Origin of the sequence: Streptomyces sp. GD-15H (assembly GCF_045291515.1) — a bacterium.
GTDB lineage: Bacteria > Actinomycetota > Actinomycetes > Streptomycetales > Streptomycetaceae > Streptomyces.
On record NZ_CP149447.1, the window covers coordinates 3,940,264 to 3,966,358 of the forward strand.

Annotated in this window: 23 protein-coding genes and 4 pseudogenes; 11 read left to right on the top strand and 16 right to left on the bottom strand. The window is 70.2% G+C overall.

Going from position 1 to position 26,095, the window contains the following annotated elements:
- Nucleotides 1-88: 88 nt before the first annotated feature.
- Nucleotides 89-508 (bottom strand): group 1 truncated hemoglobin, encoded by a 420-nt coding sequence (locus WJ438_RS18390; protein WP_406726219.1) that lies wholly within the window; start codon nucleotides 506-508, stop codon nucleotides 89-91.
- A gap of 366 nt (nucleotides 509-874) precedes the next feature.
- Here WJ438_RS18390 and WJ438_RS18395 point away from each other — a divergent pair, with 366 nt between their 5' ends.
- The 4 genes and pseudogenes from WJ438_RS18395 (at nucleotide 875) to WJ438_RS18410 (ending at nucleotide 3,571) form a co-directional block, all read left to right on the top strand.
- Nucleotides 875-1,768: an IS982 family transposase gene (locus WJ438_RS18395; protein WP_406726220.1), complete on the top strand. Its 894-nt coding sequence runs from the start codon at nucleotides 875-877 to the stop codon at nucleotides 1,766-1,768.
- 286 nt (nucleotides 1,769-2,054) lie between these two features.
- A complete protein-coding gene (folB, locus tag WJ438_RS18400; RefSeq protein WP_406726221.1) occupies nucleotides 2,055-2,414 on the top strand; it encodes a dihydroneopterin aldolase in 360 nt (119 codons plus the stop codon).
- Nucleotides 2,411-3,021: pseudogene (folK, locus tag WJ438_RS18405) on the top strand (2-amino-4-hydroxy-6-hydroxymethyldihydropteridine diphosphokinase). The gene folB and the pseudogene folK overlap by 4 nt, the downstream one beginning before the upstream one ends.
- Before the next feature lie 55 nt (nucleotides 3,022-3,076).
- Nucleotides 3,077-3,571: a DUF3180 domain-containing protein gene (locus tag WJ438_RS18410; protein ID WP_406726222.1), complete on the top strand. Its 495-nt coding sequence runs from the start codon at nucleotides 3,077-3,079 to the stop codon at nucleotides 3,569-3,571.
- A gap of 75 nt (nucleotides 3,572-3,646) precedes the next feature.
- On the opposite strand, the gene folE is transcribed toward WJ438_RS18410, so the two are convergent.
- From folE to dacB, 6 genes are all read right to left on the bottom strand, one after another.
- Nucleotides 3,647-4,252, bottom strand: coding sequence for a GTP cyclohydrolase I FolE (folE, locus tag WJ438_RS18415; RefSeq protein ID WP_406726223.1), 606 nt, complete (start codon nucleotides 4,250-4,252; stop codon nucleotides 3,647-3,649).
- A gap of 138 nt (nucleotides 4,253-4,390) precedes the next feature.
- Nucleotides 4,391-6,430: an ATP-dependent zinc metalloprotease FtsH gene (ftsH, locus tag WJ438_RS18420; protein ID WP_406726224.1), complete on the bottom strand. Its 2,040-nt coding sequence runs from the start codon at nucleotides 6,428-6,430 to the stop codon at nucleotides 4,391-4,393.
- 187 nt (nucleotides 6,431-6,617) lie between these two features.
- Nucleotides 6,618-7,178 (bottom strand): hypoxanthine phosphoribosyltransferase, encoded by a 561-nt coding sequence (hpt, locus tag WJ438_RS18425; RefSeq protein WP_406726225.1) that lies wholly within the window; start codon nucleotides 7,176-7,178, stop codon nucleotides 6,618-6,620.
- 61 nt (nucleotides 7,179-7,239) lie between these two features.
- The gene (gene tilS / locus WJ438_RS18430; RefSeq protein WP_406726226.1) at nucleotides 7,240-8,334 is read right to left on the bottom strand and encodes a tRNA lysidine(34) synthetase TilS; all 1,095 of its coding nucleotides are present in this window, start codon (nucleotides 8,332-8,334) and stop codon (nucleotides 7,240-7,242) included.
- Between the two features lie 220 nt (nucleotides 8,335-8,554).
- Nucleotides 8,555-9,703: a zinc-dependent metalloprotease gene (locus tag WJ438_RS18435; RefSeq protein ID WP_406726227.1), complete on the bottom strand. Its 1,149-nt coding sequence runs from the start codon at nucleotides 9,701-9,703 to the stop codon at nucleotides 8,555-8,557.
- A gap of 69 nt (nucleotides 9,704-9,772) precedes the next feature.
- Nucleotides 9,773-11,335: a D-alanyl-D-alanine carboxypeptidase/D-alanyl-D-alanine-endopeptidase gene (dacB, locus tag WJ438_RS18440; protein ID WP_406726228.1), complete on the bottom strand. Its 1,563-nt coding sequence runs from the start codon at nucleotides 11,333-11,335 to the stop codon at nucleotides 9,773-9,775.
- Between the two features lie 127 nt (nucleotides 11,336-11,462).
- Between dacB and WJ438_RS18445 the strand changes: the two genes are divergently transcribed.
- Both WJ438_RS18445 and WJ438_RS18450 read left to right on the top strand, forming a co-directional pair.
- Nucleotides 11,463-11,954: an inorganic diphosphatase gene (locus WJ438_RS18445; RefSeq protein ID WP_406726229.1), complete on the top strand. Its 492-nt coding sequence runs from the start codon at nucleotides 11,463-11,465 to the stop codon at nucleotides 11,952-11,954.
- Nucleotides 11,955-12,158: 204 nt separating this feature from the next.
- Nucleotides 12,159-13,862, top strand: a complete 1,704-nt coding sequence (locus tag WJ438_RS18450; RefSeq protein ID WP_406729727.1) for a threonine/serine exporter ThrE family protein — start codon at nucleotides 12,159-12,161, stop codon at nucleotides 13,860-13,862.
- Between the two features lie 86 nt (nucleotides 13,863-13,948).
- On the opposite strand, the pseudogene WJ438_RS18455 reads toward WJ438_RS18450, so the two are convergent.
- Nucleotides 13,949-14,892: pseudogene (locus WJ438_RS18455) on the bottom strand (DedA family protein).
- Between the two features lie 136 nt (nucleotides 14,893-15,028).
- Between WJ438_RS18455 and WJ438_RS18460 the strand changes: the two are divergent.
- On the top strand, nucleotides 15,029-15,394 hold the full coding sequence (locus WJ438_RS18460) for a YbjQ family protein (protein WP_406726230.1): 366 nt from the start codon (nucleotides 15,029-15,031) through the stop codon (nucleotides 15,392-15,394).
- A 69-nt stretch (nucleotides 15,395-15,463) separates the two neighbouring features.
- On the opposite strand, the gene WJ438_RS18465 is transcribed toward WJ438_RS18460, so the two are convergent.
- Nucleotides 15,464-16,225, bottom strand: a complete 762-nt coding sequence (locus tag WJ438_RS18465) for a MerR family transcriptional regulator (RefSeq protein WP_406726231.1) — start codon at nucleotides 16,223-16,225, stop codon at nucleotides 15,464-15,466.
- A gap of 130 nt (nucleotides 16,226-16,355) precedes the next feature.
- Between WJ438_RS18465 and WJ438_RS18470 the strand changes: the two are divergent.
- Nucleotides 16,356-17,639: pseudogene (locus WJ438_RS18470) on the top strand (ion channel protein).
- Nucleotides 17,640-17,769: 130 nt separating this feature from the next.
- Here WJ438_RS18470 and WJ438_RS18475 read toward each other — a convergent pair.
- From WJ438_RS18475 to WJ438_RS18500, 6 genes and pseudogenes are all read right to left on the bottom strand, one after another.
- Nucleotides 17,770-18,531 (bottom strand): ABC transporter permease, encoded by a 762-nt coding sequence (locus tag WJ438_RS18475; RefSeq protein ID WP_406726232.1) that lies wholly within the window; start codon nucleotides 18,529-18,531, stop codon nucleotides 17,770-17,772.
- Nucleotides 18,528-19,502, bottom strand: a complete 975-nt coding sequence (locus WJ438_RS18480) for an ATP-binding cassette domain-containing protein (RefSeq protein ID WP_406726233.1) — start codon at nucleotides 19,500-19,502, stop codon at nucleotides 18,528-18,530. The genes WJ438_RS18475 and WJ438_RS18480 overlap by 4 nt, the downstream gene beginning before the upstream one ends.
- Nucleotides 19,503-19,598: 96 nt before the next feature.
- A complete protein-coding gene (locus tag WJ438_RS18485) occupies nucleotides 19,599-20,240 on the bottom strand; it encodes a PadR family transcriptional regulator (protein WP_406726234.1) in 642 nt (213 codons plus the stop codon).
- A gap of 25 nt (nucleotides 20,241-20,265) precedes the next feature.
- Nucleotides 20,266-20,813, bottom strand: a pseudogene (locus tag WJ438_RS18490) (DinB family protein).
- Between the two features lie 150 nt (nucleotides 20,814-20,963).
- Nucleotides 20,964-22,424: an aldehyde dehydrogenase family protein gene (locus WJ438_RS18495; protein WP_406726235.1), complete on the bottom strand. Its 1,461-nt coding sequence runs from the start codon at nucleotides 22,422-22,424 to the stop codon at nucleotides 20,964-20,966.
- Nucleotides 22,425-22,515: 91 nt separating this feature from the next.
- Nucleotides 22,516-23,340: a helix-turn-helix domain-containing protein gene (locus WJ438_RS18500; protein WP_406729728.1), complete on the bottom strand. Its 825-nt coding sequence runs from the start codon at nucleotides 23,338-23,340 to the stop codon at nucleotides 22,516-22,518.
- Nucleotides 23,341-23,704: 364 nt separating this feature from the next.
- Here WJ438_RS18500 and WJ438_RS18505 point away from each other — a divergent pair, with 364 nt between their 5' ends.
- Nucleotides 23,705-24,184: an ATP-binding protein gene (locus WJ438_RS18505; RefSeq protein ID WP_406726236.1), complete on the top strand. Its 480-nt coding sequence runs from the start codon at nucleotides 23,705-23,707 to the stop codon at nucleotides 24,182-24,184.
- Between the two features lie 78 nt (nucleotides 24,185-24,262).
- Here the strand turns inward: WJ438_RS18505 and WJ438_RS18510 are convergent, their stop codons facing one another.
- Entirely contained in the window at nucleotides 24,263-24,547 is a 285-nt protein-coding gene (locus WJ438_RS18510; protein ID WP_406726237.1) for a DUF397 domain-containing protein, read from the bottom strand.
- Nucleotides 24,548-24,959: 412 nt separating this feature from the next.
- Between WJ438_RS18510 and WJ438_RS18515 the strand changes: the two genes are divergently transcribed.
- On the top strand, nucleotides 24,960-25,454 hold the full coding sequence (locus tag WJ438_RS18515) for a hypothetical protein (RefSeq protein WP_406726238.1): 495 nt from the start codon (nucleotides 24,960-24,962) through the stop codon (nucleotides 25,452-25,454).
- A 96-nt stretch (nucleotides 25,455-25,550) separates the two neighbouring features.
- Nucleotides 25,551-26,090: a DUF4232 domain-containing protein gene (locus WJ438_RS18520; RefSeq protein WP_406726239.1), complete on the top strand. Its 540-nt coding sequence runs from the start codon at nucleotides 25,551-25,553 to the stop codon at nucleotides 26,088-26,090.
- Nucleotides 26,091-26,095: the final 5 nt, after the last annotated feature.

Below are 26,095 nucleotides of genomic sequence, written 5' to 3' on the forward strand. Positions count from 1 at the left end.
CCCTGCCTTCAGCAACTGCCCAACAAGTCCTCTATGGTCCACGCGGGCGCCGGGCCGCACCGGTCTCGTTCTCGCCGGGGGGAAGTGGCTACGGGCTCGGTGGACCGGTCTGCAACGGGGCGGTGACGACGATGGCCTCCCGCGTGCTCTCCACGATGTCCACGAGAGCCTGTTCCTCCGGGCCGGGCACCTTGAATTTCGCCAGTGCCTGGTGCAGGTCGTCCATGAAGGCGGCCCACTCGTCCTCGGTGATGGCGAGGTGCCGGTGCGAGTCGCCCATCGACCGCCCGGAGTACTGCTGTGGGCCGCCAGCGGCCCAGCAAACCATCTCTGTGACGAGGAACTTGAAGCCCGCAGGCGTGACCCGGTGGTGTGCCTCGTTCACGGCTGGGTTCTTGTTCAGCCGGGCGTCGGTCATGACCCGGTCGATGAGGTCGTCCACTACCGTGGCGATGTTGTAGACGCCGCCGAGGCGGTCGTACAGCGTCGGAGGTTGGTCGGACTGCATTACGCCCTCCATGACATGCGGTGGCGCTCGGTCACCCAACCGTGACCTACCTGTACGAGCTGCTACAAACTACCCTCGCCTTTGAGTCTTGGCGGCCATCATGCTTGAGTCAAGTCGGGCGGCCTGGTCCACCTGCAAGGCGCGCCGACCGCAGAAAGCGCGTCCGCTCGAGTCGTACCGTTCCGGAATGGCTGCATGGTCCCTGACCTGGGACGATGCTTCTCAGGGTCGGTACGGCGCCATCGGCCCTTGTGCTCGTGCGCATGCTCTGCCTGATCGCCACAGGGATCTTCGCGTCGCTCGTCCTGCTGAAGTCAATGCTGACGGTGCGTCCGGGAACGCAGACAGGGCGTCCAAGATCGATCTGTGACGAATGACCTGGACACCCTGCTCACCGCACTGTACGTGAAGATCGACGACGAGATTGGGGACACTCGATGGCTGGGCCGCCCGCCCCGGCTGACGGACTCCGAGCTCGTCTGCCTCGCCGTGGCCCAGGCGATGCTGGGTTTCGCCTCGGAGTCCAGGTGGCTGCGGTTCGTCCGCTCCCGCCTGGGCGCGATGTTCCCGTACGTGCCGAAGCAGCCGGGCTGGAACAAGCGGCTGCGGGCCGCGCTGCCGCTGGTCAAGCGGGCGATACGGCTCCTCGCGACGGACAGCGACTTCTGGTTCGACAACCACTGGGTCATCGACTCCACCCCGGTCGAGTGCGGCCGCTCGCGGCCCACGGTGAAACGGTCGGACCTGGCCGGCTGGGCCGGATACGGGTACTGCGCCAGCCACTCCCGGTTCTTCTGGGGCCTGCGGCTGTACCTGGTGTGCACCCCGGCCGGGATGCCGATCCTGTGGGCCCTGGCGAACCCGAAGCTCGACGAGCGCGAGGTGCTCACGGCCATGCTGGACCGCGAGCCGGAAGCGGTCACCGGCCGGCCCGGCCTGCTGCTGATCGCGGACAAGGGCTTTGCCTCCAAGGAGTTCGAGGCCGATCTGGCCCTGCGCGGGGCCGAGCTGCTGCGGCCGTCGTTCAAGCGGGAGAAACGCCGCACGGGCGAGTCCCTGCTGAAGTCGGTGTGGCAGTTGATCGAGTCGGTGAACGACACCCTCAAGGGCCAGCTCGACCTGGAACAGCACGGCGGCCGGACCTTCGAGGGCGTCGCCGTCCGCGTCGCCCAGCGCGTCCTCGCGCTGGCCGCGGCGGTCTGGCACAACCACAAGACCGGGCAGCCGGTCATGCGATCCCTGATCGCCTACGACCACTGATCACATAGGAATGACTCGTCTAGGTCCTGTCCGACAGCCGATCGCCACGCCCGACCGGGACCGCCCGGAAGTGGTTGGAATCACGGCCGTGCGGGTAGGGGCCGCTACCAACCCGTGAGCCCCGGGCCCTTCCGGGGAAACGCAGGGTGAATCTCCTCGGTACCGGCCGGGCTGGCGTCCTTCGGGGCCGGTCCTGTCGGTGCCCGCGGGTAGATTCGACCGAGGCAGGTGTGCCGCCCGCGCGGCACCGACCGGCCGGACCGACGACTAACAGGAGTGGATTCATGTGGATCGTGTCGCGCTGCACGGCCTGAAGGCCCGTGGGCACCACGGTGTGTTCCCCAAGGAACGCGAGGAGGGCCAGACCTTCATCGTCGACCTCGCCCTCGGCCTGGACATCCGGCCGGCCGCGACCGACGACGACCTGACGAAGACCGTGCACTACGGAATCGTGGCGGAGGAGGTCGTGGCGGTCGTCGAGGGCGAGCCGGTGAACCTCATCGAGACGCTCGCCGAGCGCATCGCCCAGGTCTGCCTCAAGCACGACGTGGTCCAGGAGGTCGAGGTCCGCGTCCACAAGCCGGACGCGCCGATCACCGTGCCCTTCGACGACGTGACCGTCACCCTCACCCGGAGCCGCGTATGACCAGGCCTGCCACCCAGGGCCACACCGACCCGACCGTTCAGCCGGTCCCCGCCTCCGTGAGGGAGCGGGTCGACGCCGCGGACAGCACCCTGCACAATCCGAAGCGGGCCGTGGTCGCCCTCGGCGCCAACCTCGGCAACCGGCTGGAGACCCTCCAGGGGGCCGTCGACGCCCTGGAGGACACCCCGGGCGTCCGCGTCGAAGCGGTGTCCCCCGTGTACGAGACGGAGCCGTGGGGCGTCGAGCCCGGCAGCCAGCCCTCCTACTTCAACGCGGTCGTGGTCCTGAATACCACCCTCCCCCGTCCTCCCTGCTGGAGCGGGCGCACGCGGTCGAGGAGGCCTTCCACCGGGTCCGCGACGAGCGCTGGGGTCCGCGCACCCTGGACGTGGACATCGTCGCCTACGCGGACCTCCTGTCCGACGACCCGTGGCTGACCCTTCCCCACCCCCGCGCCCACGAGCGCGCCTTCGTACTGGCCCCCTGGCACGACGTCGCCCCCGAGGCCGTTCTCCCCGGACGCGGCTCCGTCGCCGCCCTGCTGGGCGCGGTCGGCCGAGAAGGCGTCATGCCCCGGGCCGACCTGGAACTTCGGCTGCCCGAATAGCCGTTAAGGTCGACACGACCGCATTCCGGGGCACCGGGGGAACCGAAGGGACACCGTGAGAGAGCTGCGTATCAGGGTGCTGGCCGGCGTCTTCGTCGTGGCCGGGATCCTGTCCTGGGCCATTGCCCGCCTCTGGAACTCCTTCGGCACGCTGCCGAGCGTTCCGGTGGCCGCGCCCATCGTCCTCGCCCTGATCGCCGTGGTCCTCACGGCCACGGCGCTCTCGCTCCGCACCCGTCTCAAGGCCCAGCGCGAGCGCCGTCCCGAGGCGAAGGGCGTCGACCCCATGATGGCGGCCCGCGCGGTCGTCTTCGGCCAGGCCAGCGCCCTGGTCGCCGCCCTGGTCGCCGGGATGTACGGCGGCACCGGCGTCTTCCTCCTGGAGTCCCTGGACATCCCGGCCCGCCGCGACCAGGCCCTCTACGCCGGTGCCTCGGTCCTGGCGGGGATCGCCGTCATAGCGGCCGCCATCTTCCTGGAGCGGGTCTGCAAGCTCCCGGAGGACGACGAGGACCAGCACAACGGCAGGGGCACGGCCCCGGCGGCCTGACAGGGGCCGAGACGTCCCTGAGCAGGTCCCGGCCTGAGGCGATCGGGTCCCACTCCCGCGCGCGTCCCGCCCCGGTCAGCGCGCCATGATCAGGCTCATCGCCTCGTTGCGCGTCGCCGCGTCCCGCAGTTGCCCGCGCACGGCCGACGTGAGGGTCTTCGCGCCGGGCTTGCGGATGCCCCGCATCGACATGCACATGTGCTCGCACTCCACGACCACGATCACTCCCCGCGGCTCCAGTATCTCCATCAGGGAGTCCGCGATCTGGGTGGTGAGTCGTTCCTGCACCTGCGGCCGCCGGGCGTAGACGTCCACGAGCCGGGCCAGCTTCGACAGCCCCGTGATCTTGCCGCTGGTGGCCGGGATGTACCCGACGTGGGCCACGCCGCGGAACGGCACCAGATGGTGCTCACACGTCGAGTACACCTCGATGTCCTTCACGAGCACCATCTCGTCGTGCCCGAGGTCGAACGTCGTCGTCAGCACGTCCTCGGGCTTCTGCCACAGGCCGGCGAATATCTCCTTGTACGCCCGTGCCACCCGGGCGGGCGTCTCCTGCAGCCCCTCCCGGTCGGGGTCCTCACCGACCGCGATCAGCAGCTCGCGTACGGCGTTCTCGGCTCGCTTCTCGTCGAACTCGCCGAAGGTGAACTCGCCGTCCAGCGTCACGGGGTCGGTCATGTGGTGCCTCGTTCCTGTGCCTGCGCGTGTCAGGGGTACGCGTCTCGACTGCGGATACACAAAAGCCGCGCCCCCAGGCTAGAACCTTGGGGGGCGCGGCGTTCATTCCGGGCCCGGCGGGGCCACCGGGAGAGCCGGTCAGCTCTCGGGGCGGTCCTCCGGGGTCCGCTCGGGCGCCGGCGCGGGTTCCGCGACGGTGCTCTTCACGGTGGAGATGGCCGGCGTCGCGCCGTTCACCCCGTTCGTCAGTGCCAGCTCCTTGGGGGAGAGCACCGGCGGGCGGGTGGACGGCGTACGGCGGGAGGAACCGGTCCAGGCGGGCCTGGGCGGGCGCTTGACGATCGACGCGAAGATCTCGGCGATCTCCTCCTTGCCCAGCGTCTCCCGCTCCAGGAGAGCGAGAACCAGGTTGTCGAGCACGTCGCGGTTCTCGACCAGGATCTCCCACGCCTCGTTGTGCGCGGTCTCGATGAGCTTCTTGACCTCTTCGTCGACCAGCGCGGCGATCTCTTCCGAGTAGTCGCGCTGGTGAGCCATCTCACGTCCGAGGAACGGCTCGGAGTTGTCACCGCCGAACTTGATCGCGCCGAGACGCTCGGTCATGCCGTACTGCGTGACCATCGCGCGGGCCAGGCCGGTGGCCTTCTCGATGTCGTTGGCCGCACCGGTCGTCGGGTCGTGGAAGACGAGCTCCTCGGCCGCCCGGCCACCCAGCATGTAGGCCAGCTGGTCCAGCATCTCGTTGCGCGTGGTCGAGTACTTGTCCTCGTCCGGCAGCACCATCGTGTAGCCGAGGGCACGGCCTCTGGACAGGATCGTGATCTTGTGGACGGGGTCGGAGTTCGGTGAGGCCGCCGCGACCAGGGCGTGTCCGCCCTCGTGGTACGCGGTGATCTTCTTCTCCTTGTCCGACATGATCCGGCTCCGCTTCTGCGGGCCCGCGACCACACGGTCGATCGCCTCGTCCAGCATGTGGTTGTCGACCAGCTTCTGATCGCTGCGCGCGGTCAGCAGCGCGGCCTCGTTCAGCACGTTGGCCAGGTCGGCACCGGTCATGCCGGGGGTGCGGCGGGCAACGGCCGCCAGGTCGACGTCCGGGGCGACCGGCTTGCCCTTCTGGTGGACCTTGAGGATCTCCAGCCGGCCCTGCATGTCCGGGCGGTCGACCGCGATCTGACGGTCGAACCGGCCGGGGCGCAGCAGGGCGGGGTCGAGGATGTCGGGCCGGTTCGTGGCGGCGATGAGGATCACGCCGCCCTTGACGTTGAAGCCGTCCATCTCGACGAGGAGCTGGTTCAGGGTCTGTTCGCGCTCGTCGTGGCCACCGCCGAGGCCGGCGCCGCGGTGGCGGCCGACGGCGTCGATCTCGTCGACGAAGACGATCGCCGGGGCGTTGGCCTTGGCCTGCTCGAACAGGTCACGAACCCGGGAGGCACCGACACCGACGAACATCTCGACGAAGTCGGAACCGGAGATCGAGTAGAAGGGGACGCCGGCCTCGCCCGCGACGGCACGCGCGAGCAGGGTCTTGCCGGTTCCGGGCGGGCCGTACAGCAGCACGCCCTTGGGGATCTTCGCCCCGACGGCCTGGAACTTCGCCGGCTCCTGCAGGAACTCCTTGATCTCGTGGAGCTCCTCGACCGCCTCGTCCGATCCCGCGACGTCGGCGAACGTCGTCTTCGGGGTGTCCTTGGTGATGAGCTTCGCCTTGGACTTGCCGAAGTTCATGACGCGGGAGCCGCCGCCCTGCATCTGATTCATCAGGAACAGGAAGACGACCACGATGAGGACGAAGGGCAGCAGGGACAGCAGAATGCTCACGAACGGGTTCTGCTTGGACGGCGAAACCGTGTAGCCGTCCGGGATCTGCTTGTTCTGGAACTTGTCCTGCAGTGTGTTGGCGATGGTGACGCCCTGGTCACCGATATAGCTCGCCTGGATCTTCGAGCTGTCCTTGATCTTTTCGCCGTCCTTGAGCTGGACCTTGATGATCTGCTCATCGCCGGTGGTCAGCTTGGCCGACTCGACTTTGTTCTGGTTGATCGCCTGGACGACCTGGCCGGTGTCCACCGTCTTGTAGCCGCCGGACGAGCCGACGACCTGCATCAACACGACCACGGCAAGGACGGCCAGCACGATCCACATGACCGGCCCACGGAAGTATCGCTTCACGTCCATCCATACGGAGCGGTGCCGCCCCGTCCCTCCTGCCATAGTGAGTTTGATAAAGACTGTTCTTCGGACGGTACCCCAGCATCGCCCGCCGAAGCTGCGTGGGACTGCTGGCAATAGCGTCCACGCATGCTCCAACGGAGCGGGACCCGCCGGGGTTCCCGATCACATACGGCGCCCTGGGCCGGGTGACTCAGCCGCCGTAGACGTGGGGCGCGAGCGTACCGACGAACGGGAGGTTGCGGTACTTCTCGGCGTAGTCGAGGCCATATCCGACGACGAACTCGTTGGGAATGTCGAAGCCGACCCACTCCACATCGATGTTGACCTTGGCGGCCTCGGGCTTGCGCAGCAGCGTGCACACCTTGAGGGAGGCGGGCTCGCGCGAGCCGAGGTTCGAGATCAGCCACGACAGGGTCAGACCGGAGTCGATGATGTCCTCGACGACCAGGACGTGCTTGCCCTTGATGTTGGTGTCGAGATCCTTGAGGATCCGCACCACACCGGAGGACTGGGTGCCCGCCCCGTACGAGGATACGGCCATCCAGTCCATCGTGACGGGGGTGGAGAGCGCTCGGGCGAGGTCGGCCATGACCATCACGGCCCCCTTGAGGACTCCGACGATCAGCAGTTCCTTGTCCGCGTACTCCGCGTCGATCTTCGCGGCCAGCTCAGCCAGCTTGGCGTCGATCTCTTCCTTGTTGATGAGCACCTTCTCGAGGTCGGCACCCATGTCTTTCGCGTCCACCCGCATCACTTTCGGTCGTCCCAGCGGCTGTCCCGTACCGTCCGCGGCGTTGCCGAGGGTACGTTTTTCAGCCTTGCCGAATCACCAGTCTGCCACCCTGCCGACGGGCGACGACCCGGCCGGGCAGATTGATGGCCCCCTGGCCGCGCCAGCCGGTGATCAACCGGTCGACCTCTTCGATGTGCCGGGCGAACAGCGAACCGGCCGGAGCTCCCGCGTCGATGACGGCGCGGCGCAGCACACGGCGGCGCACGGCGGGCGGGAGGGCGTAGAGCCCGGCGCATTCCAGGCGGCCGTCCGCGTCGCGGACGCCGGCCTCGGCCCGGCCGGCCCAGGCGTCGAGGGCGTCGGCGTCGTCGCGGGAGAGCTGGGCCGTCCGGGCGAGCGCCTCGACGACGCCCTTGCCGAGCGCCTTCTCCAGGGCGGGCAGGCCCTCGTGACGCAGCCGGGAACGGGTGTAGGCGGGGTCGGTGTTGTGCGGGTCGTCCCAGACGGGGAGGGACTGGGCCATGCAGGCCTTGCGAGCCGTCTGCCGGTCGAGCCGGAGGAACGGCCTGCGGTAACGGCCGGCGGCCCCCGAGACCGCGGCCATCCCGGACAGGGAGCGGATGCCGGAGCCGCGGGCGAGGCCCAGCAGGACGGTTTCCGCCTGGTCGTCGCGGGTGTGTCCGAGCAGGACGGCGGCAGCCCCGTGCCGTTCGGCCGCGGCGTCGAGGGCGGCGTAGCGGGCGTCGCGGGCGGCGGCCTCGGGTCCCACCCGTCGCCCGCCACCCGCATAAGAGGCGCCATGCGCCGCCCTGTCCGATTCGCGGCCGACGCTGACGGCGACGGACTCGACGGGGGCGAGGCCCAGTTCGCGCAGGCGCAGGGTCACTTCGGCGGCGCGCAGGTCGGAGCCGGCCTGGAGGCCGTGGTCGACGGTGACACCACCGGCCCGCAGGCCCAGTCGCGGGGCCTCGAAGGCCAGAGCGGAGGCGAGTGCCATGGAGTCGGCGCCGCCGGAGCAGGCCACGAGCACGAGAGGGGTCTGCGCACGGTCGTGCGGGGCCGGGCCGGGGGTGCGGCCGGTTTCGTCGGGGGTTCGGCTGTGTTCGTCGAGGATGTCGTGGAGTACGCGGCGGACCGCCAGGCGTATCGCCGCGACCGCAGGATGGGGACCCATGTCCGGTTCCCTTCATGAAGTTGTCGGGGTGTGAGCTCGAGTCGGTCACTCAGAGTGTGTAGATGGTGACAGAGTTGGGCCGCTCCCCGAGCATTGCACGCCTACTCTTCGCTCACGGTCCCTCGGACGGGTGATTGCAGGGCCATCCGCCTGCCGTCGGCCGGATTCGCTTCACGCGGTCTCACGGCGTGCCCTTCTCATCCGCTACCGCGCGCAAGGTTCACGCCTCGGGTTTGCGGTGCACGCGCGTGATCCATTCCGCCGGTTTGGCGATCTCCGCCTTGGTGGGGAGGGTGTTGGGTGAGGTCCACGCCCGGTTGAAGCCGTCCATGCCGACCTCGTCGACCACGGCGCGGACGAAGCGTTCGCCGTCGCGGTACTGGCGGAGTTTGGCGTCCAGGCCGAGCAGTTTGCGCAGGGCGAGGTCCAGGCGGGAGGCGCCCTTCGCGCGGCGCTGCTGGAACTTCTCGCGGATCTCGGCGACGCTCGGCACGACCTCGGGGCCGACGCCGTCCATCACGAAGTCGGCGTGCCCCTCCAGCAGGGACATCACCGCCGTGAGGCGGCCGAGGATCTCCCGCTGGGCGGGGGTCTGCACGAGTTCGACGAGGGAGTGTCCGTCCTCGTCCTCCTCGCCCTCGGGCCTGCTGCTGACGAAGGACTGGACGGCCTGGCGGACGCGCTCCAGGACGGTCATCGGGTCGACGTCGGTCTCCGCCAGGAACGACTGGATTTCGCCCTCCAGGTGGTCGCGCAGCCAGGGCACGGCGGAGAACTGGGTGCGGTGCGTCTCCTCGTGCAGGCACACCCACAGCCGGAAGTCGTGCGGGTCCACGTCGAGTTCGCGTTCGACATGGACGATGTTGGGGGCGACGAGCAGCAACCGGCCGCCGCCGTTCGGGGCGTCGGCGGGGCCGCCGGCCGGCAGGTCGCGGGTGGCGGGGGCGAAGGTCTCGTACTGGCCGAGGACGCGCGAGGCCAGGAAGGACAGCAAGATGCCCAGTTCGATGCCGGTGACCTTGCCGCCGACGGAGCCGAGGAGTGCCCCTCCGGGGGAATTGCCGCGCCGCTCCTGCATCTTGTCGAGCAGCGGTTTGAGGAGTTCGCGGAAGCCGGCGACGTTGGCCCGCACCCAGCCGGGACGATCGACGACGAGGACCGGGGTGTCGTGGATCCCCCCGGTGCCCAGCCGGGTGAAGCCCCGGACGTGTTCCTCGGACGCTTTCGCGTGCCGGCGCAGTTCCGAGACGACGGCCCTGGCGTCGTCACGGCTCACATCGGGGCCCGGCCGCATGAGCCGGGTCGCGGTCGCGACCGCGAGATCCCAGTCGACCATCCCGGAAGAGGCAGCACCACCGAAGCTCGTCATGCTGCAACGGTACGTGAGTACGGCGGTGCGGGGCAGGGCGGCGAGGCGGCCGTCCCGGCGGCCCGGCGGTCACCGGCAGCCGCACGCCGCCAGGGCCGTGGCCGCCTTGTCCAGGGCCGACTGGGCCGCCGTGGGGCCGCTGGTGCCGGTCGCCAGGAAGGCGAAGGCGAGCAGCCGGCCCTCCTTGTCGACGACGGTGCCCGCCAGGGCGTTGACGCCGGTGAGGGTGCCCGTCTTCGCGCGGACGAAGCCGGCCGCGCCGTCGGCGTAGCGGCCGGTGAGGGTGCCGGTGAAGCCGGCGACGGGCAGGCCGGTGAGGATGGGGCGCAGCTCGGGGTGGGCGTGGTCGCCGGACTTCACGAGCAGCGCGGTGAGGAGGTCGACGGTGAGCCGGTTGTCGCGGCTGAGTCCGCTGCCGTCCTTGAGAACGGCCCCTTTCAGGGGGACCCGGAGCTTCGCGAGCTGGGTGCGGAGGGCGGCGGCGGCGCCCGCGAAGTTGGCGCGTTCGCCGGTCGCGATCGCGGTCTGGCGGGCGAGGGCCTCGGCGAGATCGTTGTCGCTGTGGGTGAGCATCCGTTCGACCAGGGTGGCGAGCGGGGGCGAGGACACCGTGGCGAGGGTGCCGGCGCGGGTCGTGGACTTCGACGGGCCGGGCGGCGTGGCCTTGATGCCGCGGTCCTTCAGGAACGCGCCGAACTTCCGCGCGGCGTCGGCCGCGGGGTCGGCGACGCGGTCCGCGGGGCCGCTGACGGAGTCGCCGACCCGGGCCTCGTCGGCCATCAGGGGGGTGATGGCGGCGAGGTTGGGGTTGATCCCGATCGGGTGCCTGTCGCCGCCCGCGTAGAGGGTGGTGTCGTAGGACAGGGTCACCGCGCGTACGCCGCGTTCGGCCAGGGCGGCGGCGGTCCGCTCGGCGAGCTCGCGCAGGCTCGCCGAGCCCGCGTCGTTCTTCTTCCGGGCGGTGAGGGTGGGGTCACCGCCACCGACGAGGATGACCTCTTTCGTGTCGGGTTCGAAGGTGGTGCGGGTGGTCAGGCGGTGGTCGGGGCCCAGCGCGGTGAGTACGGCGGCGGCGGTGGCGATCTTCGTGGTGGAGGCGGGGGTGAGCGCGTCGCCGGAGCCGTCGGCGTACAGCTTCCTGCCGGTGGACACGTCGACCACGGCGGCGGAGTGGCGGCCGAGCTCCGGGGTCCTCAGCAGCGGGGTGAGGGTGCCGGCGAGGGCCTTGCCGCCGGGCGACGACCCCCCGGCGGTGGCGCCGCCGCCGAGGCCGGTGAGCACGGAGGGGGCGCTGGGGGCCGCCCGGGGGGCGCGAGGCGGCGTACCGGCGTTTCCGCGGGCACCGCCGTGATCTGTGCCACGCGCGGCCTCCAGGGCCACGGCCCGGTCCCGCTCGGCCGTACGCTGGCCGGTGGAGTCCCAGGGACCCGCGGCGGTCACCGCACCGGCGGCCAGTGCCGCCCCGGTGGTGGCCGCGACCACGGTGAACCGCCAGGTCTTCGACCAGGTGCCCGGCCGGGTCACCGGCCGCGCGATCCGTGGCCCGGCGGCCGTGACGACACGGGCCAGAAGCGGCCGTACGGTCACCGCGGCCCGTGCGAGACGCGGTCGTACGGCGTCCGCGACCCGCACGACATGCGGTCTCGCGGCCCGCCAAGGCCTCAGCTCCGGCACGACGACCAGCCCCTTTCGCGATCACACACCTGCGTGAGGGACACTTAACCACCAGAACTATGTGTTGATCATGGAGGAGCCACCGGTGGAGTTCGACGTCACGATCGAGATCCCGAAGGGTTCGCGGAACAAGTACGAGGTGGACCACGAGACGGGTCGGATCCGCTTGGACCGTCGACTCTTCACCTCGACCGCCTACCCGACCGACTACGGCTTCGTCGAGAACACCCTCGGCGAGGACGGCGACCCGCTGGACGCGCTGGTCATTCTCGACGAACCGACGTTCCCGGGCTGCCTGATCCGCTGCCGCGCGATCGGTATGTTCCGGATGACGGACGAGGCCGGCGGCGACGACAAGTTGCTGTGCGTCCCCTCGACGGACCCGCGTGTGGAGCACCTGCGCGACATCCACCACGTGTCGGAGTTCGACCGTCTGGAGATCCAGCACTTCTTCGAGGTCTACAAGGACCTGGAGCCGGGCAAGTCGGTGGAGGGCGCCAATTGGGTCGGCCGGACCGACGCCGAGATCGAGATCGAGCGGTCCTACAAGCGTTTCAAGGACCAGGGCGGCCATTGAGCCTTCTGGGCGTGAAACGCGGAACGGGCCGCACGCATATGCGTGCGGCCCGTTCCGCTGTCCGTGCGCGTCCTGGGCCCCGGGGTCGGCCGGCCGAGCCCCGACGGGGGCGCGGGTACGGACAGAGGCAGGGTACAGACGGGGCACGGGTACAGACGGGGGCGTAGGCACCACGGACATGGCATGACAGGGAGCGCAGAGCAGGTGACGGACACGGAGGACCGCAAGCCCCAGTCGGACGAGGCGAGGAGCGCCTTCAGCGCTCCGGTCGGACTGACGGCCACGGTTGATGCGGAGTCAACGACGTCGGAGTTCGCCGTTCCGGAAGGGCTGGCGCGCGCGAAGGCGCAGAGAGCCCCCACGGAGTCGGAGACGACGTCCGAGTTCGCCCTGCCCCAGGGCCTGGAGGCGGCTCCGCAGCAGCCCGCCGAGACGGAGGGCTCGGCGTTCAATCCGCCGAGCACGTACAACGCCAAGCAGGCTCCGCCGGCGTTCACCCCGCCGCGCGGGATCCCGGCCGTCTCGCTGCACCGGGACGTGCCCTGGCAGGACCGGATGCGCACGATGCTGCGCATGCCGGCGACCGAGCGGCCGGCGCCGGAGCAGGTGCAGCGGCACGACGACGCCGGGCCCGCCGTGCCGCGCGTACTCGACCTGACGCTGCGTATCGGGGAGTTGCTGCTGGCGGGCGGCGAGGGCGCGGAGGACGTGGAGGGGGCGATGTTCGCCGTCTGCCGCTCCTACGGCCTGGACCGGTGCGAGCCGACCGCCACCTTCACCCTGCTGTCGATCTCCCATCAGCCGTCGCTGGTGGAGGACCCGGTGACCGCGTCGCGCACGGTGCGCCGCCGGGGCACCGACTACACCCGTCTCGCGGCCGTGTACCAGTTGGTGGACGACCTCAGCGACGACGAGACGCACATCTCCCTGGAGGAGGCCTACGGGCGGCTCGCGGAGATCCGCCGCAACCGGCACCCCTACCCCACCTGGGTGTTGAACGCGGCCAGCGGACTGCTGGCCGGCTCGGCGTCGGTGCTGGTCGGCGGTGGTGTTCTGGTGTTCGTCGCCGCGGCACTGGGCGCGATGCTCGGCGACCGGCTGGCGTGGAAGTGCGCCGACCGAGGGCTGCCGGAGTTCTACCAGTTCACGGTGGCCGCGATGCCGCCGGCCGCGATCGGTGTCGCGCTGACGCTGGCCCACGCGGACGTGAAGGCGTCCGCGGTGATCACGGGTGGGCTGTTCGCCCTGCTGCCCGGACGGGCCCTCGTGGCGGGTGTGCAGGACGGCCTGACCGGCTTTTACATCACCGCCTCCGCGCGGCTCCTGGAGGTCCTGTACTTCTTCACGGCCATCGTGATCGGGGTGCTGGTGGTGCTCTATTTCGGCGTGCAGTTGGGCGCCGAGCTGAATCCGGACGCGGCGCTCGTCCTGTCCGAGCGGCCGCTGCGGCAGATCGCCGCGTCGCTCGGGCTGTCGCTGGCCTTCGCGGTGCTGCTCCAGCAGGAGCGGTCCACGGTGCTGCTGGTCACCCTCAACGGCGGCGTCGCCTGGGTGGTGTACGGCGCGATGGCTTACGCGGGCGGCATCTCTCCGGTGGCCTCCACGGCCGTCGCGGCCGGACTGGTGGGGCTGTTCGGGCAGTTGCTGGCCCGGTACCAGTTCGCTTCGGCGCTGCCGTACACCACGGCGGCGATCGGGCCCCTGCTGCCCGGTTCCGCCACGTACTTCGGTCTGCTGGCGATCGCCCAGAACGAGATGGACGCGGGTCTGGTGTCCCTCTCGAAGGCCGTGGCACTCGCCATGGCCATCGCGATCGGGGTGAACCTCGGTTCGGAGATCTCCCGGCTGTTCCTGCGGATCGGCTCCGCGGAGAAGCGCAGGGCGGCGAAGCGGACACGCGGTTTCTGAGGCGGGACCGTCCGGTCCCCGGATACACGGATCCCCGGGGTGCGCGGATGCCGCGCGCACCCCGGGGACGGGTTCCGTACGGCGGTTCAGTAGCCCTGGTTGTAGGGCTGCTGCCGGCGGGGTCCGGGGCCTGCCCCGGACCGCCCGGCCCCTGCGGGTACTGGCCGCCGTAGTACTGGCCGTATCCGCCCTGGTCGTTGCCGTACGGCTGCTGGGGCTGCGGGTAGCCCTGGTTGCCGTAGGGCTGCTGGGGCTGCGGGGCCTGCTGCTGGGGCGGGGGTCCGTCCGGGGTGATGCGGCGGAGCTGGGTCGTGGCGTCGTCCATGACCGGCTGGGCGTGCGGGGGTGCCTGCTGCCCGTACGCGTCGTGCTCTCCCTGCCTCGCGGCGTCCGCGTTCCCGTCGCCGCCGCGCTTCGTCTTCGCCCGCTCCCGCAGGAACTCGATGATGATCGGGATCACCGAGAGGAAGACGATCAGGATGAGGATCGCCCCGAGGTTCTCCTTGATGAAGCTGATCTGGCCGAGCCAGTAACCGGCGGTCGTGATGCCCGCGCCCCAGGCCACACCGCCGATGACGTTGTACGTGAGGAACGTGCGGTACTTCATCCGGCCGGCACCGGCCGTGATGGGGGCGAAGGTGCGCACGATCGGCACGAAGCGGGCCAGGACGATCGCCTTCGGGCCGTACTTCTCCATGAAGTCGTGGGCCTTCTCCAGGTTCTCCTGTTTGAAGAGTTTGGAGTTGGGGCGGCTGAAGATCTTCGGGCCGAAGAACTTGCCGATCATGTAGCCGACCTGGTCGCCCAGGACGGCGGCGATCACGATCAGTGCGCACACCAGCCACAGCGGCTGGCTGATGTAACTGCCCTCCGCCACGAAGAGGCCCGCCGTGAACAGCAGGGAGTCACCGGGCAGGAACGCGAAGAATCCGGACTCGGCGAAGACGATCAGCAGGATGCCGGGAAGGCTGAAGGTCTCGATCAGATAGTCCGGGCTCAGCCACTCGGGGCCGAGCGCAAGGGTGGTCACGGGGCTGTGGCTCCTGCTGGTTGAGGGGGACGGGCGAGACTGGCTGCCAAAACTTATCAACGCAGCCGTCCCGGCCCGGGTTCCACGGGGCGTACCCAGGATTGCACCGTGCCCCCGGCCCGGCGAAGCTGGGGCCATGGGCATCGAAGAGTACGGCGGTGGGCAAGGCCCCGGGCCCGACGTCCTGGTGGTCACGACGAACGACGTCCCAGGACACAGGGTGCAGGAGGTCATCGGTGAGGTCTTCGGCCTGACCGTGAGGTCCCGGCACCTCGGCAGCCAGATCGGCGCGGGTCTGAAGTCGATGGTCGGCGGCGAGCTCAAAGGGCTGACCAAGACGCTCGTGCAGACCCGTAACCAGGCCATGGAGCGCCTGATCGAGCAGGCACGCGCGCGGGGCGCCAACGGCGTGCTGGCGTTCCGCTTCGACGTCACGGACGCGGCGGACGTGGGCACCGAGGTGTGCGCGTACGGCACCGCGGTGGTGCTGGTACGCGAGTGACCGCAGTGACCGCGCGGAGCACCGCCCGGTCCCCGGCAGGGATCGGGCGGCACTCCGCGCCGTACGGGCTCAGCCGCTGTGCCGGGCCGCGTTCGCGACGATCGCGTCGCGCAGGTAGGCCGCCAGACCGGGCCGGATGTTCTCGTACGTCTGCGTGAAGCGCGGGTCGGCGACGTACATCTCGCCCAAACAGGTGTGCATCTCGTGCCCGCAGTCGTAGTACGCGCGTGTGAGGAAAAGTCGGTGCTCCTCCGCCGTGTCCATCGCCTCCTCGGCGTCGGCCGGGGTGCCGGCCGACATCAGGTCGGCCATGCGCAGGTGAAGGGCGTCGAACTCCTCGGTGACGCGTTTCCAGTCGTCCTTGGTGTAGGACGCGGTCCGCTGCCGGGACTGCCGGTAGGCGTCGGTGTCGCCCCAGCGCTCCCGCACCTCGTCCTCGTACTGGTCCGGGTCGAAGTCCCCGAACACCTCGAACTTCTCCTCGGGCGTGAGATCGATGCCCATGTCGCGTGCCTCCATGGCGTGCTCCACGGCCGCCGCCATCTTCCGCAGCCTTTCGATCCGTGCGGTCAGCAGGTCGTGCTGCCGGCGCAGGTGCGCGCGCGGGTCCGCATCCGGATCGTCGAGCAGGGCGGCGACCTCGTCGAGCGGGAAGCCGAGCTCCCGGTAGAACAGGATCTGCTGCAGCCGGTCGAGGTCGGCGTCGCTGTAGCGCCGGTGCCCCGCTCGGTTGCGCTCGCTCGGGGTGAGCAGGCCGATGCCGTCGTAGTGATGCAGGGCACGCACCGTGACCCCGGCGAAACCGGCGACCTGTCCCACGGAGTAGCTCACTTCCGCTCCCTTCTCGGTACGCACTCCACCCTGGGACCTCACGCCACGTGAGGTGCAAGCCGGTTTCCCACTCTTGACGCCACAACACTTTTATCCTCATTCGCCCGCTTGGCCCGTCTATCGTGTGCGCGTGGCCCAGGACAGCGCGCAGCGGGAGCCCTCCGCCGCTCCGGCGGCCCGGGCACGCGATCTGCTGCCGTCCGTCGTCCCCGCGCTGGTCGTGGGGGTGGCGGCGAGCCTGCTGCTGGTGGGCGCGAGCCTGGCGGCCGAGGAGCTCCAGGACGTGCTGTGGCAGGACCTGCCGGACGTCCTCGGAGTCGGCGGGTACTCCGTGCCGTGGATGTTCGCCGTGCTCGTCGCCACCGGGATCGCGGTCGGCCTGGTGGTGTGGAAGGTGCCGGGCCATGCCGGCCCCGATCCCGCGACCACCGGCCTCGACGCCCCCGTGCCGCCGCCCGTGGTGCTGCCGGGACTGCCGCCGGCCACCGCCCTGGTGCCGGCCGGCGGCCGAGCCTCGGGCCCGAGAACCCGATCATCGCCGTGAATGTCTCCCTGGCGGTCCTGCTGGGGACCAGGGCTTTCCCCGGGCCCCGGAGCACGGCTGGGTGGCGTTGGCGGAGGCGGCGACGATCGGCGCGCTCTTCGGTACGCCGATGGCTGCCGCGCTCGTCATCTCCGAGGTGCTGGCGGAGCAGCGGATCAAGGGACAGCTCTGGGACAGCCTCCTCGCACCGCTGACCGCCGCGGGGGCCGGTGCGCTCACCACCACGCTGGTGGCGCGTCCGAGCTTCGACCTGCGGCTGCCGCCGTTCGGCCGTCCCGGCTGGGCCGACCTGCTGTCGGCGCTCACGGTCGCCTCGGCGGGCGCGCCGCTCGGCATGTGCGCCGTCCACGCCTTCCCGTACGTCCACGGGGCCTTCCGGCGACTGCGGCACCCGACGCTGATGCTTCCCGCCGGTGGGGCCGCGCTGGGTGCGCTGGCGGCTCTGGGCGGGCATCTGACGCTGTTCAAGGGACTCGACGAGGTTGCGGAGCTGGCGGCCGATCCCGAGGGCTGGTCGGCGGGTGAGTTCGCCGTCATGACGGTGGTGAAGCTGGCCGCCCTGCTCGTCGCCGCGTCCTGCGGGTTCCGGGGCGGGCGGATCTTCCCGCCGTGTTCGTCGGCACCGCGCTCGGGCTGTGCGCACACGCCCTGGTGCCCGGTGTGCAGCCGGCGGTGGGGGTGTCGGCGGGGGTGCTGGGCGTTCTGCCGGCCCTCACCCGGCAGGGCCGGGTGAGCCTGTTCGTCGCCGCGGTCCTCGTCGCCTCGCCGGGAATCCTCGCGCTGCTGTGCGTCGCGTCGCTTCCGGCCTGGCTGCTGGTGACGGGACGCCCCCACATGCAGTTGCGGACGGACGGGACCCCGGTCCGATGACCGCCCTCCCCGCGTTCCCTCGCATCCCCCACCCGCACAAACCCCGGAGGCATCCATGCCGCCGCACGATGATCCTCGGCGCGACAAGCACCCCTTGTCCGTCAACCCCTGCCCAGGACCAGGTCCTGCCCTAACGGCTGAGCCGCGCGAACCTGCGTACCGCCAGCGGGAAGAACACGGCGAGCAGTGCCAGGGGCCATACGACGGCCGCCCACACGTGCCCCGGCTCGCCGCCGGGGCTGCCGAACAGATCGCGTACGGCCGTGGCCGTCTGGGACATCGGGTTCCACTGGACGACCGTGCCGAGCCAGCCGGGCATGGACTCGGGCGCGGCGAAGGCGTTGGACAGGAAACCGACCGGCCAGACCAGGATCTGCACCGCCTGCACCAGTTCGGGCCTCCCCGCCACCAGCGCCAGGTGGATGCCGATCCACAGCATCGCGAAACGGAACAGCAGGAGCAGCCCCACGGCGCCCAGGAACCCGGCCGGGCCACCGTCGGTACGCCAGCCGAGCGCGGCGGCGACGGCCAGAAGCACCGCCAGGCCGATCGCCGACTGCAGCATGTCGGCGGCGGAACGACCCACCAGGACCGCGCCGCCCGCCATGGGCATCGAGCGGAAGCGGTCGACGACGCCCTTGTTCAGGTCCTGGGTGACGGCGACCATCGTGCCCTCCAGACCGAAGGCCATGGTGAGCGCGAGCATGCCGGGGACCAGGTAGTCGAGGTAGTCGCCGCTCACGCCCCGGCCGCCGCCGACCAGGTAGCCGAACATCAGCAGCAGCATCACGGGGAAGACCAGGTTCACCACCACCGCCACCGGCTGCCGCCCCCAGCGGGCGAGTTCGCGGCGGGTCATGGTCCAGGAGTCGGTCAGTGCGTGGGTGGTCACGCGGTCTCCTTCACTCGGTCGTCGTGTCCGGTGAGCCGCAGGAACACCTCGTCGAGCGTCGGGCGCCTGAGCGCGATGTCCTCTGCCTGGATGCCCGCCTCCTCCAGTACGCGGACGATCCCGGCCAGGGCCGCCATGCGGTCGGTGACCGGGGCGCTCAGCAGTCGGCGATCGGTGTCCACGGTGATCCGGTCCTCCGGTACGGGCAGCAGGGCGACGGCCGCGCCCAACTGCCCGGCGTCCCGCAGGACGACGTCGACGCGGTCGCCGCCGATGGCCGCCTTGAGCTCGTCCGCCGTGCCGTCGGCGATGACCCGGCCGGCGTCCACGACCGAGATGCGGTCGGCGAGTTGGTCGGCCTCCTCCAGGTACTGGGTGGTGAGCAGGACGGTCGTACCGCCGTCGACCAGGGAGCGGACCGAGTCCCACACCTCCGCGCGGCCGCGCGGGTCCAGGCCGGTGGTCGGTTCGTCCAGGAAGAGCACCTCCGGTTCGGTGATCAGGGAGGCGGCGAGGTCCAGGCGGCGCCGCATGCCTCCGCTGTACTGCCGTACCGCCTTGCGGCCGGTTCCGGCGAGGTCGAAGCGCGCCAGGAGTTCGTCGGCGCGCGCGCGTGCGCGTCGCGCGCCCAGGTGGTGCAGGCGGCCGAACAGTTCGAGGTTCTGCCGGCCGCCGAGTTCCTCGTCGAGCGCCGCGTGCTGCCCGAGCAGGCCGATGCGCAGGCGTACCGCGTACGCCTCGCGCACCACGTCGTGGCCCGCCACCTCGATCCGGCCCGCGTCGGGCCGCAGCAGGGTGGCCAGGATCCGGACCAGGGTGGTCTTGCCCGCGCCGTTCGGGCCGAGCACTCCGTGCACCGTGCCGCGCGCGACCGTGAGGTCGAGCCCGTCCAGCGCGGACCTGCCGTTCTTCGTGTTCTTCCCGCCGTACGTCTTGCGTGCTTCCTCGACGGTGATCGCCGTGTCGGCCACCGGGACTCCCTTGCTAGTCAAACTTGACTACATGCTTCCGAAGGTAAACACCGCCAAGCTCGTCAGTCAAACTTGATCAATGAGTGGGTGGGCGCCTCAGCGCTCGTCCCCCGGGTGCCGCTCCCCCGTCGCGTACGGGTTCTCCTGGTCCTCGGCCAGGACGCCGACGAACGGCTCGCCCTCCCCGGCGAAGGTGTAGGCCCCCGCCTCGATCCGCCCGATCAGCCCCCTGGTCCACTCGGCCTCGGCGTCGGCCGTGTGGATCCACAGGTTCATGACCTCGCCGATGTGCCCCAGCGGCTCGGGACCGCCCTCGGGCACGTAGTGCTCGGTGACCGCGGCCCGCCACTCCTCGATGCGTCGGGTCCGCTCCTTGAGCAGCGCCGTCGCCTCCTGCCGCGGCAGATCCACGACGAAGCCGATGGCCGCCGACTTCACGTCCATCTTCTGGTCGTAGGCGACGAGGGCCTCCCGCAGCAGCGTGAAGTACTCCTCGTCGCCCGCCGCGGTGATCTCGTACTCGGTGCGCGGGGGGCCGCCGGCCGTCGAGGGCGCGATCTCGTGCGCGTACAGCAGTCCTTGCTTCGCCATCTGCTTCAGGGCGTGGTAGATCGAGCCGGGCTTGGCGTTGGACCACTCGTGCGCGCCCCAGTACTCCAGGTCGTTGCGCACCTGGTAGCCGTGGGCCCGCCCGTGCTGGCGCACCGCGCCGAGCACGAGGAGACGGATCGCTGACATGCGGTCCAGCGTAGGACGCCACAGCTCACTCCCCGGAGCTGCCCTGCTCCTTGGCGACCAGTTCGAAGGCCGTGGCCCCGTCCAGGGATTCGCGGATGATGTCGGCGTGGCCGGCGTGCCGGGCGGTCTCGCGGATCAGGTGCAGACACAGCCAGCGCCTCGAGAGCCACTCGTCCTTCGGGTTCCAGGACGTCTTCGCCAGCAGGAAGGTGTCGTCGAGGCTGGGCACCGCCCGGATGAACGACTCCGTCTCGGCGGCCACCTTCTCGTAGTGCGCGAGACAGGACTCCACGGTCTCGTCGCCGACCGTCCGGAAGCACTCGTGCCAGTTCGACTCGTCCCGGTGGACGGCCGGCGGCTCACCCTTGGCCCGGGCGATCCAGCCCTGCTCGACCTCGGCGACGTGTTTGAGCAACCCGGCCAGGGACAGTTCGCCGGCGCTGGGGCGGGAGGAGGCCTGCTCGTCCGTGAGGCGAGCAGCGCCCGTCGGATGCCGCCGCGCTGCTCGGCGATGAAGGCCAGGAGCGCTCCCCCGCTCGTCGCCTCGCTCCTCGGACCCACGTGAGTGACCACGACCGGTCCGCCTTTCGCCGAATGGCGCCGGGACTTCCTGTCCCGACACAGACGACGCTGTGGGCCATTGAGGACAGATTCCTTCCTCAATGGCCCGGCACCGGAGGATTTTCCGCGGGTCGCCCCGGCCCGGACGGGCCCACGGCCGAGCTAGAACGGGAACCCGCTGCGGCCGTGCTGCACCGAGATCCACTTCATCGTGGTGAACGCGTCCAGCATCGTGTCGCCGTTCAGCCGACCGATGCCCGAATGCTTCTCGCCTCCGAAGGGGACGATCGGCTCGTCGTGCACGGTGCCGTCGTTCACATGGAACATGCCGGTGTCGATCTGCTTGGCGAAGTTCACCCCGCGCTCGATGTCACCGGTGTGCACGGCCCCGCTCAGCCCGTACGGGGTGTCGTTGACGAGGCGGACGGCCTCCTCCTCCCCGTCGAACGGGACGAGGAAGACGACCGGGCCGAACACCTCCTGCTGGAGCAGGGCCGAGTCGGCGGGGACGCCGGTGAGCACGGACGGCTCGACCAGGTTGTCGGTCCGCGTGCCGTGCACCAGCGCGGTCGCGCCCTCGGCGAGCGCCTGCTCGACGACACCGGCCAGGGCGTCCGCCTGCTGCGAGTTGATCACCGGGCCGATGACGGTCGCGGGGTCGCGCGGGTCGCCGGCCTTGAGGGACTTGACCTTGGTGACGAACTTCTCGGTGAACTCGTCGGCCACCGAGCGGTCCACCAGCACGCGGTTGGCGGCCATGCAGACCTGTCCCTGGTGGACGTACCGGCTGAAGACGGCCGCGTCGACGGCGTAGTCGACGTCCGCGTCGTCGAGGACCACCAGCGCGCTGTTGCCGCCGAGTTCGAGGACCGAGCGCTTGAACAGGGAGGCGCAGACGGTGGCGACATGGCGGCCGACCTTGTCGGAGCCGGTGAAGGAGATGACCTTCGGGACCGGGTGCTCCAGGAAGGCGTCGCCGATCTCCGCGATGTCCGTGATCACGACGTTCAGCAGGCCGCCCGGCAGGCCGGCGTCCTCGAAGATCCTGGCGATCAGCGAGCCGCCGACGATCGGGGTGTTCTGGTGCGGCTTGAGCACCACGCCGTTGCCGAGCGCCAGCGCCGGAGCGACCGACTTCAGCGACAGCAGGAACGGGAAGTTGAAGGGGCTGATCACGCCCACGACGCCGACGGGCACCCGATAGACGCGGTTCTCCTTGCCGTCCACCGGCGAGGGGATGATCCGGCCCGCCGGGCTCAGCGCCAGGTGCACCGCCTCGCGCAGGAACTCCTTGGCGAGGTGGAGCTCGAAGGCGGCCTTCAGGCGCGTACCGCCGAGTTCGGCGACGATCGCGTCGGAGATCTCCTCCTCGCGCTCCTCGACCAGCCTGAGCGCCTTCTCGAACACCGCGCGGCGGGCGTACGGGTTGGTCGCCGCCCACTTCTTCTGCGCACGGGCCGCCGCCCGGTACGCCTCGTCGACCTCGTCGACGGTGGCTATCGTGATCGACGCCAGCTTCTCGTCGTCGTACGGATCGAAGTCGATGATGTCCCAGGAACCGGTCCCCGGGCGCCACTCACCGTCGATGTACTGCTGAGCCAGGTCGGTGAAGTACGACGACATGCGATCCCTCAACCCCTTGATCCCTCGCTGCCGAAGCGGGCCCGCCCCGGTCGGCCCCACGCTCCTGATAGGGCGCCATCGTACTTGTGTTTCAGGAGAGTTGAAGGAGTCCTCGGAGAAGGTCCCGGCTCTCCGACGGACCCGGACTGTCCTGCTGGAGTTCCTTGAGCGTCTTCTCGTACTGGGCGACGTCCTCGGCCTTGTCGAGGTACAGCGCGCTCGTCAGCTGTTCCATGTACACGACGTCCGACAGATCGGACTCGGGGAAGCTGAGGATGGTGAACGCGCCGGACTCACCGGAGTGGCCGCCGAGACCGAACGGCATGACCTGCAGCCGGACATTGGCCCGTTCGGAGACCTCTATCAGATGCTGGAGCTGACCCCGCATCACCTGGCGGTCCCCGTACGGGCGGCGCAGCGCGGCCTCGTCGAGGACGACGTGGAACTCGGGGGCGTTCTCGGAGACCAGGTACTTCTGCCGCTCCAGGCGCAGCGCCACCCGCCGTTCGACGTCGGCCTCGCCCGCACCCTGCATGCCGCGCCGGACCACCGCGCGCGCGTATTCCTCGGTCTGCAACAGGCCGTGCACGAACTGCACTTCGTACGCCCTGATCAGCGCGGCGGCACCCTCGAGACCCACATAGGTGGGGAACCAGCTGGGCAACACGTCCGAGTAACTGTGCCACCAGCCCGCGACATTGGCCTCCCGGGCCAGGGAGAGGAGCGAGGAGCGCTCCTGCTCGTCCGCGATGCCGTACAGCGTCAGCAGGTCCTCCACGTCCCTGGTCTTGAAGCTCACCCGGCCCAATTCCATCCGGCTGATCTTCGATTCGGAGGCGCGGATCGAATAACCCGCGGCCTCTCGCGTGATCCCCCGAGCCTCACGCAGTCGCCTGAGTTGTGATCCGAGCAGCATGCGCCGCACCACTGATCCCGGCTCTCCCGCGCTCACGTTCGCCAGCCTCCCCAACGTCTGCCAGGGCCCGAAGTCTGCCACTAAAACACTCCGAGCAGTACTCGCCCGGTTACGGAAACGGAATCGCGCCAGGGGTTTCGTTCAGGAAGGAGCACGGTTCAGGCAACAAGTGAGGCCGAGGAGGCGAAAAGATGGCGGAAAAATTGACCAACAAGCGGTACGGGAGGGCCCATTTCGGTCAGCTGCACGTGCATCTGCCCTTGCATCCGCCGTACGCATCGGAAACCATGGCCTTCGCACCACCGCCGTATCGCTACGACCGCGAATTCCGGGAGTGCCTCGCATGGGGACGAATGGATCGACCATGCTCGAGCCGTTACGGCAGGGCCTTCCGCCGCTGGACCCCGCGACCGTGTCCGACGCCGCCTCCTGCTCCCTCCCGGCCCGCTACGAAGCGGTGCGCGAGGCACGCCGGTTCACCCGGAAAACCTGCGAGCAGTGGGACATGGGCGACCGTTTCGGCGACGTGTGCCTGGTCGTCTCCGAGCTGGTGACCAACGCCCTGCGGCACGGCCTGCCGGCCGAAGCGCCGCGGCTGACGGAGCAGGAACCGCCGGTGCGGCTGCATCTGATGCGGTGGACCGGGCGGTTGGTGTGCGCGGTGCGCGATCCCAGCCACGACAGTCCCGTCACCGGTGAGGCGAACGACTTCTCCGCCGAGTCGGGCCGCGGGCTGCTGCTGGTCGAATCGTTCAGCGACAGCTGGGGCTGGCAGCCGATGACGGGGGCATTCGGCGGCAAGGTGGTCTGGGCCCTGTTCCGGCTCCGCGGTCCCGCCGTGTGACGTGACGCGGCACACGTGGACGCCACGTCCTCGCTCCACGCGTCACCGCCCCGGAACGGGGCGTGGAAGGCGACCGGGTCAGCCGACGACGAGGTGGTCGAACTCGCCGTCCTTGACGCCGAGCAGCATCGCCTCGATCTCCGCACGGGTGTAGACGAGCGCGGGCCCCTCGGGAAAGCGGGAGTTGCGCACGGCCACCTCACCCCCGGGCAGCCGGGCGAACTCCACGCAGGACCCCTGCGAGTTGCTGTGCCGGCTCTTCTGCCAGGCCACGCCGTCCAGCCTGGTGGCCGCCATGCCGTTGTACACGCGGAACGCGTCGGCGCCGTCGTACACGTCGCCGTCGCACACGTCGTGGTCCACAGATCGCTCCCCGGTGTGCACTGTCTGGTGTGGCCATTGATGCAGTGGTCAACTGATCCGGATCATAGCTTTGTTCATGTGCAAATGCATGGACAGATGCACGTGCACGCGGGGTACTCCTGCGGTTACGGCGTTGCCGCCGGGTCCGCCGAACCCCCGCTTGGAAGAGAGACGCATCCGAGGGCCCTCATGTTCCCTCGCGTGTTTTCGTGTGTCCTTCCGTGGCCTGCATAGTCCTGCAAGCGGTCTCTTTTCGGTGCGGGGTGTGTCACCGGGGCTGGTGGGGCGCCGGGTACGTCCTGTTAGCTGTCTGCGGTCGTTCCGGCCGACGGAGCCGGCGACAGCTAGGGGGCTTGCGGTGACATCGGTGGATCAGGGTATTGCAGGGGCGTGCACCGTGTCGGGCCGGCGCATGCGGATCGCGTGCGCGGCCATGGGACTGGCCGGCGCGCTCGTGCTCACCGGGTGCGGCGGGGACGGCGGCTCCGGCGACGACTCCGTGCCCAGCGCCACGCCGTCCACCACGACCGCCCCCGAGTCCGGTGGCGGCACCGGGTCCGGCGGTTCGGACGCGAGCAGCGCCCCCGCGGGCGAGCTGGAGGGCAGCTGGCTCACCACGGCCGAGGGCAAGGCCGTGGCCCTGGTGTTCACCGGCGACCAGGCGGCCCTCTTCGCCACGGGCGGCACCGTGTGCAGTGGCACCGCGAGGGAGGACGCCGGGGCCGCCTCGACGATCAGACTGAAGTGCGCGGACGGCAAGGCGGATCGGGCGAACGGCACGGTCGACTCCCTGAGTGGCTCCACCCTGAAGGTCACCTGGGAGAGTTCCCTCGGCACCGAGACGTTCACCAAGGCCGAGGGCGGCCAACTGCCGACGGGGCTGCCGACCGCGGGGCTGAGGTCGTAGGGCCTGCCGTGAGGGCCCCTGCCCTCCGGGTGCGCCGAGAGGGCTCCCCGGGGTGTGATGATCTGTGGGCTGCTCCACGACCCCAGGGGAATTCTCATGCGCGCCATGCCGATCATCGTCACCGCCCTCCTCCTGCTGACCGCCTGCGGCGGCGAGGGCGGTGGTGACGGGGCGAAGAACGACGCGAAGCAGGCGAGCGACGCCTGTTCGCTCGCGACGGTGAACATGGAAGCCGGCCCCGCCAGCGTCGCCCCGGCAGCCGGCGACACCGGTGAAGTCCCCGTCAGCCTCACCAACCAGAGCGCCGCCTGCACCCTGGACGGCTTCCCCGAGGTGAGCCTGGTGGCCGGAGGCGAGCCCATCACGCTGGCGCCGGCCGAGGGCGCCACGGCACAGAAGCTGACCCTGGCCGAGGGCGAGTCCGCCTCCTTCACGATCAGCTACGTGCGCGGACCGGAGGGCGCGGGCCGGAGCCTGGACGCGAAGACCCTGGAGATCGGCCTCCCCGGCGACTCCGCCACCCGCGAATTCCGCTGGTCGTACGGCCCGGTGGCGAACCTGGGCGAGGGCGGGAACGAGAGCGGAGGCACGGCGGCCGACGCGACCGTCGGCGCCTTCCAGCGGTCGGGGGACTGAGCGGG

Coding starts and splice junctions, on each gene's coding strand:
- WJ438_RS18390 (WP_406726219.1), bottom strand. CDS start 508: ATGCAGTCCGACCAACCTCCGACGCTGTACGACCGCCTCGGCGGCGTC.
- folE (WP_406726223.1), bottom strand. CDS start 4,252: ATGACCGACCCCGTGACGCTGGACGGCGAGTTCACCTTCGGCGAGTTC.
- ftsH (WP_406726224.1), bottom strand. CDS start 6,430: ATGGACGTGAAGCGATACTTCCGTGGGCCGGTCATGTGGATCGTGCTG.
- hpt (WP_406726225.1), bottom strand. CDS start 7,178: ATGCGGGTGGACGCGAAAGACATGGGTGCCGACCTCGAGAAGGTGCTC.
- tilS (WP_406726226.1), bottom strand. CDS start 8,334: ATGGGTCCCCATCCTGCGGTCGCGGCGATACGCCTGGCGGTCCGCCGC.
- WJ438_RS18435 (WP_406726227.1), bottom strand. CDS start 9,703: ATGACGAGCTTCGGTGGTGCTGCCTCTTCCGGGATGGTCGACTGGGAT.
- WJ438_RS18460 (WP_406726230.1), top strand. CDS start 15,029: ATGGGCATCGAAGAGTACGGCGGTGGGCAAGGCCCCGGGCCCGACGTC.
- WJ438_RS18485 (WP_406726234.1), bottom strand. CDS start 20,240: ATGTCAGCGATCCGTCTCCTCGTGCTCGGCGCGGTGCGCCAGCACGGG.
- WJ438_RS18495 (WP_406726235.1), bottom strand. CDS start 22,424: ATGTCGTCGTACTTCACCGACCTGGCTCAGCAGTACATCGACGGTGAG.
- WJ438_RS18500 (WP_406729728.1), bottom strand. CDS start 23,340: ATGCTGCTCGGATCACAACTCAGGCGACTGCGTGAGGCTCGGGGGATC.
- WJ438_RS18505 (WP_406726236.1), top strand. CDS start 23,705: ATGCTCGAGCCGTTACGGCAGGGCCTTCCGCCGCTGGACCCCGCGACC.
- WJ438_RS18515 (WP_406726238.1), top strand. CDS start 24,960: ATGCGGATCGCGTGCGCGGCCATGGGACTGGCCGGCGCGCTCGTGCTC.
- WJ438_RS18520 (WP_406726239.1), top strand. CDS start 25,551: ATGCGCGCCATGCCGATCATCGTCACCGCCCTCCTCCTGCTGACCGCC.